The organism is Microbispora sp. H11081, from assembly GCF_012999535.1.
Taxonomy (GTDB): Bacteria; Actinomycetota; Actinomycetes; order Streptosporangiales; family Streptosporangiaceae; genus Microbispora.
In genome coordinates this window covers 85,495-100,218 of the sequence record NZ_JABBWV010000019.1, presented here as the reverse complement: position 1 = coordinate 100,218, position 14,724 = coordinate 85,495, and the positions used below count along the sequence as shown (strand labels likewise).

The 14,724-nt window shown below is 73.6% G+C and carries 13 protein-coding genes; 5 read left to right on the top strand and 8 right to left on the bottom strand.

The genetic code is table 11. The annotated features are described in order from the left end of the window. Positions 1-123: 123 nt before the first annotated feature. The 5 genes from HHX31_RS31105 to HHX31_RS31085 are packed head-to-tail and all read right to left on the bottom strand — an operon-like array spanning position 124 to position 4,737. The gene (locus tag HHX31_RS31105) at positions 124-789 is read right to left on the bottom strand and encodes an HAD family phosphatase (protein WP_169952919.1); all 666 of its coding nucleotides are present in this window, start codon (positions 787-789) and stop codon (positions 124-126) included. Next, positions 779-1,873, bottom strand: coding sequence for an ABC transporter ATP-binding protein (locus tag HHX31_RS31100; protein WP_169952917.1), 1,095 nt, complete (start codon positions 1,871-1,873; stop codon positions 779-781). The genes HHX31_RS31105 and HHX31_RS31100 overlap by 11 nt, the downstream gene beginning before the upstream one ends. Then, the gene (locus HHX31_RS31095) at positions 1,870-2,757 is read right to left on the bottom strand and encodes an ABC transporter permease (RefSeq protein ID WP_169952916.1); all 888 of its coding nucleotides are present in this window, start codon (positions 2,755-2,757) and stop codon (positions 1,870-1,872) included. The genes HHX31_RS31100 and HHX31_RS31095 overlap by 4 nt, the downstream gene beginning before the upstream one ends. After that, entirely contained in the window at positions 2,745-3,581 is an 837-nt protein-coding gene (locus tag HHX31_RS31090; RefSeq protein ID WP_169952914.1) for an ABC transporter permease subunit, read from the bottom strand. The genes HHX31_RS31095 and HHX31_RS31090 overlap by 13 nt, the downstream gene beginning before the upstream one ends. A 4-nt stretch (positions 3,582-3,585) precedes the next feature. After that, positions 3,586-4,737, bottom strand: coding sequence for an ABC transporter substrate-binding protein (locus HHX31_RS31085; RefSeq protein ID WP_249347141.1), 1,152 nt, complete (start codon positions 4,735-4,737; stop codon positions 3,586-3,588). Between the two features lie 112 nt (positions 4,738-4,849). On the opposite strand from HHX31_RS31085, the gene HHX31_RS31080 reads away from it, so the two are divergent. After that, a complete protein-coding gene (locus HHX31_RS31080; RefSeq protein WP_169952912.1) occupies positions 4,850-5,587 on the top strand; it encodes a GntR family transcriptional regulator in 738 nt (245 codons plus the stop codon). Here the strand turns inward: HHX31_RS31080 and HHX31_RS31075 are convergent, their stop codons facing one another. The 3 genes from HHX31_RS31075 to HHX31_RS31065 are packed head-to-tail and all read right to left on the bottom strand — an operon-like array spanning position 5,588 to position 7,904. Beyond that, complete coding sequence (locus HHX31_RS31075) at positions 5,588-6,574, bottom strand: biotin-dependent carboxyltransferase family protein (RefSeq protein ID WP_396712263.1); 987 nt, start codon at positions 6,572-6,574, stop codon at positions 5,588-5,590. It abuts the gene before it with no gap. After that, positions 6,502-7,140, bottom strand: a complete 639-nt coding sequence (locus tag HHX31_RS31070) for an allophanate hydrolase subunit 1 (RefSeq protein WP_169952908.1) — start codon at positions 7,138-7,140, stop codon at positions 6,502-6,504. The genes HHX31_RS31075 and HHX31_RS31070 overlap by 73 nt, the downstream gene beginning before the upstream one ends. Continuing rightward, the gene (locus HHX31_RS31065; protein WP_169952972.1) at positions 7,137-7,904 is read right to left on the bottom strand and encodes a LamB/YcsF family protein; all 768 of its coding nucleotides are present in this window, start codon (positions 7,902-7,904) and stop codon (positions 7,137-7,139) included. Before HHX31_RS31065 ends, HHX31_RS31070 begins: the two co-directional genes overlap by 4 nt. Before the next feature lie 144 nt (positions 7,905-8,048). On the opposite strand from HHX31_RS31065, the gene HHX31_RS31060 reads away from it, so the two are divergent. From HHX31_RS31060 to HHX31_RS31045, 4 genes are all read left to right on the top strand, one after another. After that, positions 8,049-8,747, top strand: a complete 699-nt coding sequence (locus HHX31_RS31060) for a GntR family transcriptional regulator (protein ID WP_169952906.1) — start codon at positions 8,049-8,051, stop codon at positions 8,745-8,747. Positions 8,748-8,815: 68 nt separating this feature from the next. Beyond that, positions 8,816-10,075, top strand: coding sequence for a hypothetical protein (locus tag HHX31_RS31055; RefSeq protein ID WP_169952904.1), 1,260 nt, complete (start codon positions 8,816-8,818; stop codon positions 10,073-10,075). A gap of 158 nt (positions 10,076-10,233) precedes the next feature. Then, on the top strand, positions 10,234-10,500 hold the full coding sequence (locus HHX31_RS31050; protein WP_030509646.1) for a DUF6504 family protein: 267 nt from the start codon (positions 10,234-10,236) through the stop codon (positions 10,498-10,500). Positions 10,501-10,591: 91 nt separating this feature from the next. Beyond that, entirely contained in the window at positions 10,592-14,149 is a 3,558-nt protein-coding gene (locus tag HHX31_RS31045; protein ID WP_169952902.1) for a DNA polymerase III subunit alpha, read from the top strand. Positions 14,150-14,724 lie beyond the last annotated feature (575 nt).

Sequence of the window (14,724 nt, the reverse complement as noted above, 5' to 3'; positions counted from 1 at the left end):
GCTCCGTCTGCCGGCCGCCGGGTCGTGCGTGTCGCGGCACAGGCAGGCGGTGAGGACCTTTCCGGGGTCATCGCAAACGCGCTGCACAGTGCGAAGATACCCGCGAAGAGGAACAAAAGGGACTTATGTCCCTGGAGTGACGGCCTCGGGAGGGGAGCCCAACCGGCGCAGCAGCGGCAGGTCGACGCTCTCCAATGTCGGTACGGTCGTGACGCCGCTCATCCCGGCGGACAGGCCGACCGCGATGACGGCGCACCCCGCGGCGCGCGCGGAGGCGACGCCCGTCGGGCTGTCCTCGATCGCCACGCACGCGGCCGGGTCGACGCCGAGCAGCGCGGCGGCGGCCAGGTAGGGATCGGGTGCCGGCTTGTTCCTGGCGCTGTCCCCGGCGGCCACCGACAGCCGGAAGCGGTGCCCGCCGACCGTCTCCAGCACCAGGTCCACGACAGGCCGGGGGGACGCGCTGACCAGCGCGGCCGGGACCCCGGCCGCGCGCAGGGCCTCAAGCAGCGCGACCGCGCCGGGGAGCGTGGTCACCCCGTTCTTCAGCCGGCGGGTGAACGCGTCCGTCAGCAGGGACTCCACGGCCCCCGCCCCCGGACCTCCGGCGATGTGCAGGGCGGCGTCCTCGACCGACAGGCCGAACAGCGCCTCCCGGTCGGCCTCCCCGAGAGGGGAGCCGAGGCCGTACGCGACCTCCACGCAGGCGTCCCACCACAGGCCCTCGGTGTCCACCAGCGTGCCGTCCATGTCGAACAGGACCGCCGCCGGGCGCTCCCTAGACGACATCGGGCTCGGGGACCGCCGCGGCGGCCCCGGCCTCGGTATGGGCCTCGGTGCGGGCCGACACGAGCACGGGCCGCTCGACCAGCCCGACGCGTACGGCGGTGCCCGGCGCGAAGCGCACGGAGTCGTGCCCGGGGACGTCGGCGAGCACCTCGGTGCCGTCGCCCAGGCGGACCCGCAGGCGGGCGGTGGAGCCGCGGAACGACGAGACCATGACGATCCCGCCGCCCTCGCCGTCGGGGGTGACCAGCACGGCCTCCGGCCGTACGAGCACGTCCACCGGCGCGGCGTCCGGGACCGGACCCTCCACAGGCAGCGTCTGGCCGAACACCGTGACCCGGTCGCCCGACACCAGGCCGGGCAGGTGGTTCATCGCCCCGACGAACTCGGCGACGAACGGGGTGGCGGGCCGGTCGTACAACGTGGCGGGGTCGGCGACCTGCTCCAGGCGGCCCTCCCGCAGCACGGCGACCCGGTCGGCCATCGACAGCGCCTCCTCCTGGTCGTGCGTCACGAAGATCGTCGTGATGCCGAGGGAGAGCTGAAGGCGGCGGATCTCCTCGCGCAGCGAGACCCGCACCTTGGCGTCGAGCGCCGACAGCGGCTCGTCGAGCAGCAGCACCCTGGGCTCCAGGGCGAGCGCGCGGGCCAGCGCCACACGCTGCTGCTGGCCGCCGGACAACTGGTGGGGGTAGCGGTCGCCGACCGAGGGCAGGCCGACCAGTTCGAGCAGTTCCCGCGCGCGGGCGTGCCGCCTGGCGGCGGGCACCTTGCGCACCCGCATGCCGAAGGCCACGTTGTCCCGCGCGTTGAGGTTGGGGAAGAGGCTGTAGGACTGGAAGACCATGCCGGCGTCGCGCCGGTTGGCCGGCACGCGCGTGATGTCGGCGCCGTCCACCAGGACCTCGCCCTCGTCGGGCTGCTCGAAGCCGGCCAGGCAGCGCAGCGCGGTGGTCTTGCCGCATCCCGACGGGCCGAGCAGCGCGATCAGCTCGCCCGGCTCCACCGTCAGGTCGAGCCCGTCCAGCGCGACCGTGCTGCCGAACCGCCGCCGCAGGCCGCGGAACTCGACCCGGGCGCCGTTCATGATCCACTCCTTTGCCTCGCGCCGGCGGACGACAGGGCGAGCAGCAGCAGCCAGGTGATCAGCAGGCTGAACACCGAGACGGCCACCGACACCTGCGCCTGAGAGCCGGAGATCCGGTAGATCCAGTTGGGGAAGGTCTGGAAGCTGAGCAGCCGGGCGATGGTGAACTCCCCGAGCACCAGCGCCAGCGTGAGGAACGACGCGCTCGCCATCGCCGACCGCATGTTGGGGATGATCACCCGCAGCAGCACATGGGGCCACGACGCCCCGAGGTTCCTGGCCGCCTCCGACAGCGTGCGCACGTCGATCGCGCCCAGGCCCGCGTCGAGCGAGCGGTAGGCGAACGGCAGCGCGAGCACGACATAGGCGAGCACGAGCACCACCGGGAAGCCGGGATTCTGCAGCGCGATGATCGTCTGGTAGAAGGGCGTGCTCGCCAGGTAGTCGGGCCCCCACCGCAGCACCGTGCTGATCCCGGCCACGAACGTGATCGGGGGCACGACCAGCGGCAGCGTGCAGACCACCTCCAGCACCGGCCGCAGTCGCGGCGCGCCGAGCCGTACGGCCACCGCGGCGGGCAGGGTCAGCAGCAGCACGACCACGATCGTGGCGAGCCCGAGCCCGAGCGACAGCAGGAGGCTGCCGCCGAAGCCCTCGGTCGAGAAGATCCGGCCGTACGCGTCGAGCGAGAAGCCCTGGCCCGGCGCCTTCACCGTGAAGACGAACGACGCGATCAGCGGGACGAGGAAGTAGACGCCGGCGAGCAGGAGGACCACCCCGCGCCACACCCGGGGACGCCGGGGGCGGCCGGGCCGGGCGGAGACGGGGGCCGGGGCGGCGCCGGGCACCGTCCCCGGAGTCACCTGGGGGGTCAGCGAAGCCATCGGGCGCTCCTTCGCTGCAGCGGGAGATAGACGGCCATGACCAGGCCCGCGACCACGATCATGTCGAGGCTGAGGGCCAGCGCGACGTTCTCGTGGCCGATCAGGACGTTGCCGGTGAGCGCGTCGGCGATCTTCAGCGTGACCAGCGGCACGGTGGACCCGACCATGGCCTGCGCCGTGGCGTAGGCCGAGAACGCGCCGCCGAACAGCAGCACGGCCCCGCCGAGCAGCGCCGGGGTCAGCACCGGGATCCCGACGTACCGCCAGAACTGCCAGGTGCTCGCGCCGTTGTTCTGCGCGGCCTCACGCCACTGCGGGCGCAGCCCGTCCAGGGCGGGCACGACCGTGAGCACCTGGAGGGGGATGGAGAAGTACAGGTAGACCAGGGTGAGACCCCAGAAGTTGTACAGGCTCCACCCGTGTCCGCCGAGGCCGAGCGTGGTGGTGACGACGCCCGCGTTGCCGAGCGTGGCGATCCAGGCGAAGGCCAGCGGCACGCCGCCGAAGTTGGCCAGCACGCCCGAGGCGGTCAGCACCCCCTCGCGCAGCGCCCGGAACCTGGAGGTCACCACGGCCTGGGCCAGGAAGGTGCCGAGCACCGCGCCCAGCACCGCCACGAGCGCCGAGAGCTTGACGCTCCCGATCAGCGCGGTCAGATACGCGCCCTGGAGCGACTCGGTGAGGTTGGCGGTGCTGAACGTGCCCTCCTTGGTGAACGTGCCACCGAGGAGGACGAGCAACGGCACGCCGAAGACGACGGCGACGAAGACCAGCAGCGGCGCCGCCGCCCACCGGCTCTTCGATCGTGTACGGCTGTCGCGCACGGTCTCAGCCCGAGACCGCCGCGCCCCACCCGCTCGCCAGGACCTCCTTGGCCTTGTTGACCTGGTCCGGAGTGGGGAAGGACGGGGTGCCCTCGACCTTGGGGAGCTGGGCGACCATGGCGGCGTCCGCGCTGCCGTCCTCCTGCATGGAGGGCAGCAGGACCGGGCGGGCGTAGCCCTTCAGCCAGAGGTTCTGGCCCTCGGAGCTGTAGAGGAACTCCTGCCACAGGCGGGCGGCGGCGGGGTGCGGCGCCCACTTGTTGATCGCCTGGGCGTAGAAGTTGGCGTACTGGCCGTCCGAGGGGATCGAGATCTGCCAGTCCACGCCCTTGGAGGAGAACTGCTTGGCATAGCTGGCCTGCAGGTAGTCCCAGTCGAGGGTGATCGGGGTCTCGCCCTTCTCGACCGTGGCCGGGGTGGCCTCCACCGGGTTGAAGTTGCCGTTCTGCTTGAGCTTCTTGAAGAAGTCGATGCCGGGCTGGATGTCGTCGAACGAGCCCTGGTTGGCGAGCGAGGCGGCGTACACGCCGGCGAAGGCGGCGCCCGCCTTGGTCGGGTCGCCGTTCAGCGCGACCATGCCCTTGTATTCCGGCTTGAGCAGGTCGGCGAACGTCTGCGGGCAGGTCTTCACCCGCTTGGCGTCGCAGCCGATGGAGATGTAGCCGCCGTAGTCGAAGTACCAGGCGCCGCCGGCGTCCTTCTGCGCGTCGGGGATCTTGTCCCAGCTCTGCACCTTGTAGGGCGCGAACAGGCCCTCCTGGGCGCCGCTGAGCGCGAAGGCGCTGCCGAGGTCGAGCACGTCGGGGGCGCGGTCCTGGCCCTTGAGGGTCTTGACCGCGTTGATCTCGTCCTGGCTGGAGCCGTCCGGGTTGTCACTGTTGATCTTGATGCCGTACTTGGCGGTGAACGCCTGGATGACCTCGCCGTAGTTCGCCCAGTCCGGGGGGAGGGCGATGACGTTGAGCTGGCCTTCCTTCTTGGCGGCCTCGACCAGCGCGTCCATCCCGCCGAATTCCTGCGCGGAGGTCGCGGAGGCGGCCTTGGAATCGCCCGTCCCCGAGCCGCCGCCGGCGGTCGTAGGGGCGGCTCCGCATGCCGCGATCGCCGAGGTGGCTATCGTGAGCGCGGCCACGAGGCCGGCGGTACGTGTGGACAACTGTCCCTCCCACTGTGTTGCGTGGATCGAACTTAAGCGAACTTGTACAAACAAGCCAGAGCTAGTAAGTCGCATATCGATGTCGGTCGCGTGAACAGAAGGGCTCAGCACGATGGCGCGCTACGAACAGATCGCGGGTGACCTGAGGGACGCCATCGTCCGGGGGGACTATCCGATAGGCGCCCAGCTTCCCTCCGAGGCTGAGCTGGCCTTGCGGTACTCGGCGGCGCGCGGCACCGTCCGCCAGGCCGTCGCCCTGCTCGCCGCGGAGGGGCTGGTCGGGTCCCGGCAGGGCGCCCGGCGCATCGTGCTAGGCAGCGAGCGCAGCCAGAGCTTCGCCGAGTTGCACAGCTTCGCGCAGTGGGCCCGCTCGATGGGCTACCGCGCCAGCGGGACCGTGCTGTCCTCCGCGCGCCGCCCGTGCTCGCCCTCAGAGGCCGTACGACTGTCGCTGGAGCCTGGGGAGGAGGTGCTCACCGTGCTGCGGCTGCGGCGGCTCGACGGCGATCCCGTGCTGGTCGAGCGCACCGTCTACGCCGGTTGGATCGCTCCCGCCGTCGAGCGGCTCGACCCCGAGTGCGAGTCGGTGACCCAGGAGCTCTACGACTCGGTCGGCCTCGTCTTCGCGTACGGCGAGCACCTGATCGACGCCGTGGCGGCCGGCAGCGAGGACGCCCGGCTGCTCGACGTGCGGCGGGGCAGCCCCCTGCTGCGCCAGCGCCGCGTCACCACCACCCAGGAGGGCCGGCCCGTCGAGTGCTCCGACGACCGCTACCGCGCCGGCAGCGTGACCTTCAGCATCCGCAACTCCACCGCCGCCAACCCCCTCGTCCGCCGTGCAGGGGAGTGATCAGGGCCGTCCCCGGCCGGCGGGCCGGGAGTCGCGGGTCATCCGGAAACGGACGCGCTGGCCGGGGCGGGCCTGCGCCGCCCGGTCGACGTGGTGGTCGCGCACCACCGCGATGACGGGGTATCCGCCGGTCACGGGGTGATCGGCGAGGAAGAGCGTCGGCTGCCCGGACGGCGGCACCTGCAGCGCGCCGGGGACCATGCCCTCGCTGGGCAGTTCCCCGTCGCGCGCGCGTTCGAGGCGCGGCCCGCGCAGCCGCATGCCGACCCGGTCGCTGTCCGCGGTGACCTCGTACGGCTCGGAGCACAGGGCGGCCAGGGCTCCGGGGGTGAACCAGTCGTGGCGTGGTCCCGGTAGCACGTCCAGCATGAGGACGCCGGACTCGGGCTCGGGCACCGGCGCGAGATCGGCCACGGGGAAGCCCGCGGGCGCGGGCCCGACCGGCAGCAGCGAGCCGGGGGCGGGACGTTCGGGGCCGAGCCCCGACAGCAGGTCGGTGGCCCGCGACCCCAGCACCTGGGGGACGTCGACACCCCCGCGGACCGCCAGATAGGTGCGCAGGCCGCGCGGGGGCACGCCGAGCCGCAGCGTGGCCCCGTCCGGCAGGCGCTCGACCGACGCGTGCCCGATGCCGCGCGTGCGCCCGCCGGGACAGCCGACGACTGCGGGACAGGGCGCGCCGGTGAGCGTCACGAGCAGGTCCCCGACGGCCCGCACGGCCAGCCCGCCCATTGTGACCTCCAGGCAGGCCGCGCCTTCGGGATTGGCCAGCAGGCGGTTCGCCAGCCGCAGCGCGCCCCGGTCGGCGGCGCCGGAACGCCCCGCGCCGAGATGGCCGTGCCCGCGCCGCCCGAGGTCCTGCACCGTGGTGAGGGGGCCGGGGGCCAGCACCAGCAGCGCACGCCGAAGATCGCTCACAGCGCCTCGCTGAACCGCACCAGGACGCCCGGCCGCAGCAGGGCGGGCGGCTCGGCCGCGACGTCCCACACCACGGTCTCGGTGCGCCCGATCAGCCGCCACCCGCCGGGCGACTCGCGCGGGTAGACCCCGCTGAACTCGCCCGCGAGCCCCACGGCGCCGGGGGGCACGCGTACGCGCGACTCCGGCCGCCGGGGCACGGCGAGCCGGGGGTCGCCGCCGACCAGATATCCGAAGCCGGGGGCGAACCCGCAGAAGGCGACGGTCCAGGGAGTCCCGGTGTGCGCCGCCACGACCTCGCGTTCCGTGAGCCCGGTCAGCGCGGCCACCTCGCCGAGGTCGTCGCCGTCGTACACGACCGGGACGACTACCTCCTCGGCCGCCGTACGGCGCCGCACGCCGGGCCGTACGGCCAGGACGGCGGACTCCGCGGCGGCCTCCACTGCGGCCTCCACAGTGGCGTGACGCGCCGGCGGCTCGAACCGGATGAGCACCGTCCGCGCCGCCGGGACGATGTCGGCGACTCCCGGCGGGGTGTCGGCCGTGAGGGCGTCGTAGAGCGCGACGACCTCGTCGAGCCGGTCGAGTTCGACCAGCACGGCGTGCTCGCCGCAGCGGCGCAGCCGCGCGTTCACCGGTTCTCCTCCACGAACGGCGCCAGGCCGATGCCGCTCGCCCTGAGCGCGTCGCGGACCTCCTGGGCCATGGCGACCGGGCCGGGGCTGTCGCCGTGCACGCAGATGGAGTCGGCCGTGATGGTGAGCGGCGTGCCGTCGACGGCCTCGATCGGCTCTCCTGTGGCCATGCGCACGCTGCGCTCGGCGACCAGGGCGGGATCGTGCAGGACGGCGCCGGGCGTGCCGCGCGGCACCAGCGTGCCCTGGGGGGTGTAGGCGCGGTCGGCGAAGCACTCGGCGACCGGCGTGAGGCCGGCCTTGCCCGCCCTGCGCAGCCACGCGGAACCGGGGAGGCCGAGGACGGGCAGGCCGGGATCGAAGGCCCGCACCGCCGCGACCACCGCGGCCGCCTGCTCCTCGTGGTGCACGATCGCGTTGTAGAGCGCGCCGTGCGGCTTGACGTACCTGACCCGGGTGCCCGCCACCCGCGCGAAGGCGTCCAGCGCCCCGATCTGGTAGATGACGTCGTCGGCGAGTTCGGCGGGCGGCACGTCGATGAAGCGCCGCCCGAAGCCCGCCAGGTCGCGGTAGCCGACCTGGGCGCCGATCACCACACCGCGCGCGGCCGCGGTCTCGCAGGTGCGCCGCATGGTCACCGGATCGCCGGCATGGAATCCGCAAGCGACGTTGGCGCTCGTGATGATCGACAGCAGCGCCTCGTCGTCGCCGAGCTTCCACTGGCCGAAGCTCTCGCCCAGGTCCGAGTTCAGGTCGATGCGCATGGTTCCGTACGGCACGTCGGCTCCGCTCGCCTCTCCGCCGAAGCGGGAGTATTGTTCAACAATTCAACAATACCGTCGGGGTCGCCTCCGTGCCACGGCCGTCCGCGATCCGGTGGTGATCGGCGGTCGGAGGAGGGGGAGGGAATGACGGACACGGAGGGCTGGACAGTGCGGTTGAGCGCCGCCCGGCCGCTGTTCGAGCGGGCCGGCGCCGCGGAACTGGTCGCCGACGTCCTGCGGGAGAACGTGATCGACGGCTCCCTGCCGCCGGGCACCCGTCTGTCGGAGGAGACGATCGGCAATCTGCTCGGCGTCTCCCGCAACACCCTCCGAGAGGCGTTCAGGCTGCTGACCCACGAGAACCTGCTGGTCCACGAGCTGCACCGCGGCGTCTTCGTGCGCAGGCTCGCGGCGGCCGACGTGGCCGACATCTACGCGATGCGGCGCGTCCTCGAGACGGCGGGCGTGCGGGCCGCCGCCACGGCCCCGCCCGAGGCCGTACGGGAGGTGGGGCGCCAGGTCGACGAGGGCCGGGCGGCGGCGGAGGCGGGTGACTGGGTGGCCGTCGGCACCGCCAACATGCGGTTCCACCGGGCGATCGCCGCGCTGCTGTCCAGCCCGCGCGTGGACGAGAGCATGGCCCGCCTGCTCGCCGAGCTGCGGCTGGCCTTCCACGTGATGGGCGAGCTCAGGCCCTTCCACGAGCCCTACCTGGAAGGCAACGCGCGCATCGCCGCGCTGCTGGCCGAGGGCGACCCCGAGCGGGCCGAGCGGGAACTGCTCGCGTACTTCGACGCCGCGCAGGCCCAGTTGCTCGCCGCCTACGCGGAACACACCGGCTGAGCCCCGCCTGGCCGGGCCCGCCGCCGTCACGGCGGAAACCGGATGACCGCCCCTCGCGTCCTACGGGTATGCGTACGCGGATTCTCGGGGTGGCGGCGGCGCTGGCGGCGGCGATCCTGCCGGTGGCATGCGCGTCGGCCACGCCACGCGATCTCGAGACCTGGAACGAGTCCGACGCAATGAGCGGAGAGTCCGCCGAGCAGGAGCAACCGCCGCCCCCCTGCCTGACCGGGTCGCCGACGCCGGAACCGGGCGGGGTGGCCGGGGGGACCGGGGCGTGGCGCGCCGCCTACTACGACTACCGCGACCGCCTCGCGGGCCTGGCCGTGACCCGCGAGGGCACCGTGTGGGCGGCCGGCGCGCGGGTGCCCCTGCCGTGCGGGCCCGAGACACGGGCGCCGCTGCTGCTGCGCGGGGACGGCGGGCGGTGGCAGGAGGTCGCGGCCCCGCCGGCGGTGCCCGAGCCGAGAGCCGTGGCCGCGTACTCCGACCGTGACGTGTGGTTGTTCGGCGGGGAGAACGCCGCGCACTGGAACGGGCGGGAATGGGCCGCGGCGCCCGGCCCGGGCGCCGACCTGAAGCGGGTGCACGCGGCGGCTCCCGGCGACGTCTGGGCGATCGTGGACGCGAACTTCCTGGACGGGGCCGGGGGAGCCGAGGGCGCCTGGGGCTCCCGGGCGGACCTGCGGCGGTGGGACGGCAAGGCCTGGCGTAAGACGCGGCCGCCGCTGGTCGCCAAGGACGTGGACGGCCTGCCCGGCGGCGAGGTCTGGGTGGCCGGTTCCAGCCGCGGCCGGGCCGCCGTGGCCCGGTGGAACGGCTGGTCCTGGAGCACGGTCCCGCTGCCCGCCGTTCCCGCGCTGCACGGAGCCTCCGCACCGCACGGGGGCCAGCTCTCCGAACTCGTCGACCTCGCGGTGGACGAGTCGGGCGGGGTGGCGGCCGTCGGCTGGGTCGCGTGGGTCTGCGGCACCCAGGAGGAGGACGTGAGCTACTGCGGCAGCACGCTCTTGCTGCGGCGGGAGAACGGACGGTGGAGCTACAGCCTGCCGGGCGAGCCCGCGCTCGATCCTCACCTGCGGCTGGAGGCCGACGGCCGGGGCGGGTTCTGGCTGTTCTACGCGAAGAACGAGTGGAACACGGCGGTCGGTCACCTGTCGGGCGGCAAATGGACGCACGGGACGTTTCCGGCGGGTCCGCTCGGGCACACCCAGCTGACGGCCGTCGTCAGGGAGCCGGGGACCGCGCGCCTCTGGGCGACGGTGACGGACTCGACCGAACGAGAGGAACCGCCCTACCGAGGCGGCGGGATCTGGCTCGGCGAGTGATCCGCCGGACGCGCTTCCTGGGCTTTCGCCCCCGCGAGCGGGTGCTGCCGACTTGCGTTCCCTCTCCTGGGAACGTATGTTCGAAGTAGCGGCGATTCCGTCCGAATCATCCGCCCGTCTTCCCCCGGGTGGCCAGAAAGCCACAGGGAGAAGGAGTCTTGAGCAGACTTTACGGGGATCCGATCGAGGTGTGGGTCCGGGACGGGCACCCTGCTCAGTTCGTCTGGCGTGACCGGCTCTACACCGTCCGCGAGATCCAGGACCACTGGGTGGTCGCCAGAGAGTGGTGGAAGACCTCGGACGCCGATCCCGGCGAGCGGCGCTTCTGGCGGGTGGGGGCCGCGGCCGGCAAGGAGGTCGGGACCTATGAACTGCGCTTCGACACCGCCAGCGGCGGTTGGCTCCTGCTGAGGGCCTGGGACTGATGGGAACGCTCCAGCCACCCACGACGACCGGGGGACGGGCCGCTGGAGGACGGAACGCCCGACGGGCCGGGGGGCGGACGGGGGCGCGCCGATGACGCGACCCTTCACGCACCTGCACGTGGCGTCCGCCTTCTCGCTGCGGTACGGCACCGCGTTCCCGGCCGCCCTCGTCCGGAGGGCAGCCGAGCACGGCATGGACACCCTGGCGCTGACCGACCGCGACGGCCTCTACGGCGCGATCAAGCACGTCATCGCCTGCCACGAGCAGGGCATTCGCCCGGTCGTCGGCGTCGATCTCGCCCTCGACAAGGGCTCCTCGACGCCGGACGACCTGTTCGGGGACGGCCTGCCGTCCGGCCGCCGCGCCGCGCCACGCCACCACACGGGACATGGCACGGGACACCGCACGGGGCACGGCAGGGGGACGGCGGCCGAGCCCGCGCGGGTCGTCGTGCTCGCGCGCTCGCACGGCTGGGCGGCGCTGTGCCGCCTGGTCACCGCCGCGCACCACGCGGGGGAGCGCGGCGAGCCGCGCGTCACGCCGGGGATGGTGGCCGAGCACGCGACAGGCCCGGACGGGGAGCCGCTGCTGACCGTGCTGCTCGGGCCCCGCTCCGGCTTCGGCCGCGCGGCGGCGGAGCGGCGCGACGACCAGGCCCGCGCCCTGCTGGCCGCCTGGCGCGCGGTGGTGCCCGACCTGGTCGTCGAGGTGTGCGACCTGTACGGCTACCGCGACGCGAACACCGCCGCCCGCATGATCGGGCTGGCCGAGTCGATGGGCGTGCCGGTCGTGCCGACCAACGCGGTCCGCTACCTGGACGCCGCCGACCACCAGGTCGGCAACGTGCTCGACGCGGCGCGCAAGCTGGTGCCCCTCGACGGGCGGCATCTGGACGACGCCACCGCCCACGCGTACCTGAAGGACGGGGCCGAGATGGCGCGGGTGGCCGCGCGGATCTGCGGCGGCGATCTCGACAGGGCCGGGCGGCTGCTGGCGGAGACGCGCCGCGTGGCCGACCAGTGCGCGCTCGACCCCGTCGAGATCGTGCCGCTGCTCGAACCCGAGCATCCCCGGCTCCACCTGCCGGAGGCCGGCGAGGACCCGGTGCCCCTGCTGCGGCGCCGCTGCGAGGAGGGGCTGGCCCGGCGAGGGCTGGAGCGCTCGGCCGAGGCCCGCGACCGGCTCGCCGCCGAACTCGGCGTCATCGAGAAGAAGCGGCTGTCGGGCTACTTCACGTCCGTCGCCGGCATCACGGACATGATCAGGGCGATGGGCGTGCGGTGCGCGATCCGCGGCTCGGGGGCGGGCAGCCTGGTCAACTACCTGATCGGCATCGGCGAGGTGAACCCGCTCGAACACGGCCTGCTGATGGAGCGTTTCCTTTCCGAGGGACGCAAGGGCCTGCCCGACATCGACGTCGACGTGGAGTCGGCCCGCCGCCTCGACTGCTACCGCGCGATCCTCGACAGGTTCGGCGAGGACCGGGTGGCCTGCGTGTCGATGATGGAGACCTACCGCGCCCGCAGCGCGATCAGGGACGTCGGCGCCGCCATGGGCCTGCCGCCGCACGAGATCGACGTCATCGCCAAGGCGTTCCCGCAGGTGCGGGCCAGGCAGATCAGGGCGGCGCTGTCCGACCTGCCGGAGCTGCGCGACAGCGGGCTGAACGACCGGTCGCTCCAGACCGTGTTCCGCCTGGCGGAGCGGCTCGACGGGCTGCCCCGGCACATCGCGCTGCACCCCTGCGGCGTGCTGATCGGCAACTCCACGCTGCGCGACCGCACGCCGGTCGAACGCAGCCTGCTGGAGTTCCCGATGTCGCAGTTCGACAAGGACGACGTCGAGGAGGCGGGCCTGCTCAAGCTCGACGTGCTCGGCGTGCGCATGCAGTCGGCGCTCGCCTACGCGCTCCAGGAGATCGAACGGGTCGAGAACCGGAAGATCGACCTGGACGCCGTGCCGCGCGACGACCGGGAGACCTACGACATGATCCGCCTCAGCCGCACGATCGGCTGCTTCCAGATCGAGTCGCCGGGACAACGCGAGCTGGTCGCCAAACTGGAGCCGCGCACGATGCACGACCTGATCGTGGACATCTCGCTGTTCCGCCCGGGACCGGTCAACTCCGACATGGTCACGCCATACCTGGAGACCAGGCACGGCTTCCGCGAACCGCGCTACCCGCACGAGTCGCTGCGCGACGCGCTCAGGGAGACCAACGGGGTGGTCGTCTTCCACGAGCAGGTCATGAAGGTCATCGACATCATGACCGGGTCGGGGCTCTCGGAGGCCGACCGGGCCCGCCGCGCGCTCGGCACGCCGGAGGGCCGCGCCGCCGTACGCGCCTGGTTCGTGCCGCTCGCCACGGAGAACGGCTACGCGCCCGACGTCGTGGAAAGGGCGTGGAAGGTGCTCGACGCGTTCGGCGGGTTCGGGTTCTGCAAGGCCCACGCGGCGGCGTTCGCGCTGCCCACCTATCAGTCGGCCTGGCTGAAGCGGCATCACACCGCCGCGTTCCTCGCGGGCGTGCTCACCCACGACCCCGGCATGTACCCGAGCCGGGTCATCCTCGACGAGGCCCGCCGGTGCGGGGTGGGCGTCCTGCCTCTCGACGTCAACCGCTCGGGGAAGACCTGGCTGGTGGAGCGTACGGGCCCGGCGGGCGACGGTCTGGGCGGGTACGGCCTGCGGGTGCCGCTCTCGGCCGTCCGGGGGGTGAGCGAGGCCGAGGTGGACCGCATGGTGGCGGGCCGGCCGTACACCTCGCTGGCCGACTTCTGGGAGCGGGCCAGGCCCTCGCGCCCGGTCGCCGAGCGGATCGTGGAGGTCGGCGGGCTCGACGCGCTGCACGGCCTGCGGCCGGGCGAGCCGCGCTGGCGGCCGGGACGGCTGACCAGGCGTGACCTGATCGCCCAGGTCGGCGCGCTCGACCGCGGCTCTCCCGCGGGCGCGGCGGGGCAGCTCCCCATGGCGTTCACCGAGAGGGTCACGCCGGGCGAATTGCCGGAGATGAGCGAGGCGGAGGCGGTCGAGGCCGAGCTGGAGATCCTCGGCATGGACGTGAGCCGCCACGTCATGGACTTCTACCAGGACCTGCTCGACGCGCTCGGCGTGACGCGGGCCAGGGATCTGCTCGGGCAGCGCAACGGCGCGGAGATCCTGGTCGCGGGGGTCAAGGTCGCCACCCAGACGCCCGCCGTGCGGTCGGGGCAGCGGGTGATCTTCACCACGCTCGACGACTCCACCGGCCCGATCGACCTGACGTTCTTCGAGTCGGTGCAGGCGCACACGGCCGCGACCGTGTTCGGGTCGTGGCTGCTGGCCGCCAGGGGGGTGGTGCGGCGCACCGGGGGCCGGGCGGTCTCGCTGCGGGCCGTCCACTGCTGGAACCTCGCCGACCTCGACCGCGTGTGGCGGGCCGAGGGGCTCGACGCCGTACGCGCCGTGATCGTCGAGACGCCCGCGCCCGGCGCCGGGGTGGGCGGACGGCCCATCGAGTACGGCAACGGCTTCCGGGTGTCGCCCTACTCCGACAACGGCGCTCCGCCGGCCGCGCGGGGAGAGCGGTTGCCCGGCCTGTCGGGGGAGCCCCAGCGGCGGCTCTGGCACGCCAGCTCCGGCAGTTCGGGGCCGTCGCCCGACCGGTGATCCTCTCCGCCGCCGTCGGCGGGTGCGGTGTAGGCGACGGGCCTGCCGGACGGCCGTTCGGCCTGGCCGAGTGCCTGGTCGCGTGCCTGGTCGAGTGCTGGGTTGCGGGCTTCGTCCAGGGCCTGGCCGACGCGGACCCGCGGGAGATCCTGCGGCCGATCCTGTGACAGTACCTGTGACAGAGCCTGTGACCGGGCCTGCGACCGGGCCGGGGGCCGGGCCGTGCGGCCGAGTCCCGCACCCGTGTGCCGGGCGGTGACCTCGCGGACGGCCGAGGCGAACAGGAGCGCCGCGACGGCGGTCGCGGCGGCCTGCGACACGCCGAGGCCGGTCAGCCCGTCCCGCCCCTGGCCGGCGAACACCAGCCCGAGCACCGCCAGCCAGCTCATCCACCAGCAGGCGAGGAGCACCAGCCAGCGGGTGCGCTCGCCGGGCCCTGTGCCGCCGTTTCCTGTGCCGCCGCGCTCTGTTCCGCGCGCGCCGCTCGTCTGCCGCGCGAGCCCGGCCCGGCCGCCGCGCGGCGGCACGGGCGCCTCACGCCAGGCGAGGTCCGCCAGGAACGGCGGGACCACCAG